Source organism: Actinoplanes subtropicus (assembly GCF_000721705.1).
Classification (GTDB): domain Bacteria; phylum Actinomycetota; class Actinomycetes; order Mycobacteriales; family Micromonosporaceae; genus Actinoplanes; species Actinoplanes subtropicus.
Genome location: NZ_JOJL01000100.1, coordinates 1 through 2,824 on the forward strand (window position 1 = coordinate 1; position 2,824 = coordinate 2,824).

Genomic DNA, 2,824 nt, shown 5'->3' on the forward strand with positions numbered 1-2,824 from the left:
TGCGTTGGCTCAAGACCGTGTAGTGGCTGGTCGTCGGTGGGTGTTGCTGGTGCGGGCGTAGCGGGTTTGTTCGAGGTCGGCGTATTCGGTGATCAGTGGGCCGACGTCGAGGATCAGGGCGACGTCGCCGTTGCCGAGGATGGTGGAGCCGCTGACGCATTTGAGGGAGCTGAACAGCGGACCGAGGGGTTTGATCACTGTCTGGAACTCGCCGAGCAGGGCGTCGACCACCAGGCCGGTGCGTTGGCCGGATTGCTCGACGACGACCACGCTTTGCCGGCGTGCGTCCTGTTCGTGCAGGCCGAACAGGTGGTTGAGCCGGATGAACGGGAGTACCTCGCCGCGCAGGTTCATGTGGTCGCGGTCGTGGTCGCTGGTGGGGAACTCGACGCATTCGGTGACCCGGTCCAGCGGCACGATGAACGAGGATGCGCCGACCGCGACCAGGAAACCGTCGATGATGGCGAGGGTCAGCGGGAGCCGGATACGGATCGTGGCGCCGTGTCCGCGTACGGATTCGACCTCGATGCTGCCGCGCAGCGCCGCGACGTTGCGGCGTACCACGTCCATGCCGACGCCGCGCCCGGAGAGGTTGGAGATCTTCTCGGCGGTGGAGAAGCCGGGCTCGAAGATCAGGTCGTAGACCTCGTGGTCCGAGAGTGTCGCGCCGGCCGGCACCAGGCCACGGTCGACGGCTTTGGCCAGGATACGGTCACGGTCGAGTCCTTTGCCGTCGTCGGAGACCTCGATGACGATGTTCCCGGCGTCGTGGTAGGCGTTCAGCCGTAGTTGCCCCTGGGCCGGCTTGCCCGCCTTACGCCGCTCGCCGGGCGACTCGATGCCGTGGTCCAGCGAGTTGCGTACCAGGTGCAGCAGCGGGTCGCTGATCCGCTCGACCAGCGCCTTGTCCATCTCGGCGTCCCCGCCGGTGATGGACAGGTGCACCTCCTTGCCCAGGTCCACGCAGACGTCGCGGACCACCCGCTCGAACCGGCGCAGCGTCATCCCGATCGGCACCATCCGCAACGCGAGCGCGCTGTGCCGCACCTCGTCGATGAGCCGGGTGACCTCGCCCTGCGCCTCGGACAGCTGGTCGGTGATACTGACCCCGGCCTGCGCGATGACCAGCTCACCGACCAGGTCGATGAGCCGGTCCAGCCGCCCGGCGTCGATCCGGATGCTCTGGGTGTCCGCCGACCGGCTGTCCGCGGTACGACGCTGCCGGCTCAGCGCCGCCTCGACCACAGCCGGCGGGGCGATGCCCTCCTCGATCAGCACCTGCCCGATCGGGACCGGCCCCGCACCGCGTTCCCGCTCCCGCTGGATCCGCAACGCCTCATCGATCTCACCCTGGGTGACCGCGCCGCTGTGCTGCAGCACATCACCGAGCCGATCCCGGTCCGGCATCGACGCGATCCGGTCAACGAACTCGTCATGGTCACCAGCCACGATCCGGATGTCGCTGCCCTCCCGGACGAAATCGAAAACCGACTCGATCTCCGCCTTGGCCGCCTCGGTACACAGCTCGACCTCGAACGCGAGATAGTTCGTCTCCGGATCCAGATCCGACGCCTCCGGCAACGCCGAGTCATCAACAACGACCCGGGTGACCGTGCCCAGCGAGCCGAGATAACGCAACAGCGACAGCGGATCCATGCCGTTACGCAGACAGTCAGGCCCCAAACGCAGCCTGAGACTCCAGTCACGCAGCCCGGCCGGCACCTCCGCCGCGGGAGCGGCGGCCGCCGACTGCTGCGGGCCAGCGCCGCCGGGCTCGAACGGGGCGAGCCGGGCCAGCAGCGCCTGCGCCTCGGCAGCCTCGGCCGGGCTGGGCTCCGGACGCCCCTCGGCGACCCCCTCCACATACCGGGTGATGTGATCGGCACACGGCAACAAGACACTGATCAACTCCGGAGTGACCCGTACCGCACCCTCCCGGACATGCCCGAGCAGCGTCTCCACCACATGCGCGAAACCGACCAGATGATTCAGGCCGAACAACCCGGACGAACCCTTGAGAGTATGCGCCGACCGGAAGATCGCATTGATCGTCTCCGCATCGTCCGGATCGGCCTCCAACTGCAGCAGACCCTCCTCGAAACTCTCCAACAACTCCCGGGCCTCAGTGATGAAGATATCCAGAGCCTCATCGGCAGGAAACGCCATCAACAGACCTCCCCCACCGGACGCAACTGGTCATCCAGGTGCACGATCGCCAACGCCTCCCGAACCGCGTCACTGGCATCACGGAACTCGGCGACACCACCGACCCGCTCAGCCGACCGCCGCACAGCCAGCAACAACTGCACCCCCGCGGTATCAATCTCAGTCACCCCAGCCAACCCGACCCGCACCATGGCGTCCTTCTCCACCACCGCCAACAACCGCGGGCACTCCTCGGCCGCGGTCTGGATCGTCAACTCGCCATCCAACTCGACGGCCCGCACCTCGCTCACGGCGCGATCAGCTTCGACACCGCAGCCAGCATCTGCTCCGGCTGAAACGGCTTGGTCACCCACGCCTTCGCCCCAGCCGCCTGCGCCTGCCGCTTCTTCTCCTCCTGCGACTCAGTAGTCAACATGATCACCGGCGTGAACTTGTACGCGGCGATCTTCTTCGCCTCCGTAACGAACGTAATACCATCCATATTCGGCATATTCACATCCGAAATGATCAAATGAATCCGCTTACCGTCCAACTGCTTCAGGGCGTCCCTGCCATCCGAACCCTGAATCACCTCGTAGCCGGCGCCCTTCAGCGCGATACTGACAACCTGGCGCACCGACGCCGAGTCATCCACGACCAAAATGGTCTTCCCCATGCT

Annotated in this window: 3 protein-coding genes; all 3 read right to left on the reverse strand. The window is 66.1% G+C overall.

All coding sequences use genetic code 11. The features are described 5' to 3' along the window. Positions 1–9 precede the first annotated feature (9 nt). Entirely contained in the window at positions 10–2,166 is a 2,157-nt protein-coding gene (locus IH26_RS0152185) for a chemotaxis protein CheA (protein WP_030443760.1), read from the reverse strand. Next, entirely contained in the window at positions 2,166–2,456 is a 291-nt protein-coding gene (locus tag IH26_RS0152190) for an STAS domain-containing protein (RefSeq protein WP_030443761.1), read from the reverse strand. Before IH26_RS0152190 ends, IH26_RS0152185 begins: the two co-directional genes overlap by 1 nt. After that, the coding region (locus tag IH26_RS0152195; RefSeq protein WP_245666074.1) for a response regulator at positions 2,453–2,824 on the reverse strand (372 nt) is incomplete at its 5' end. The genes IH26_RS0152190 and IH26_RS0152195, both read right to left, overlap by 4 nt.

What these genes read in the sequence shown, in the direction of transcription:
- IH26_RS0152185 (WP_030443760.1), bottom strand. Translation starts at nt 2,166, where the DNA reads ATGGCGTTTCCTGCCGATGAGGCTCTGGATATCTTCATCACTGAGGCC.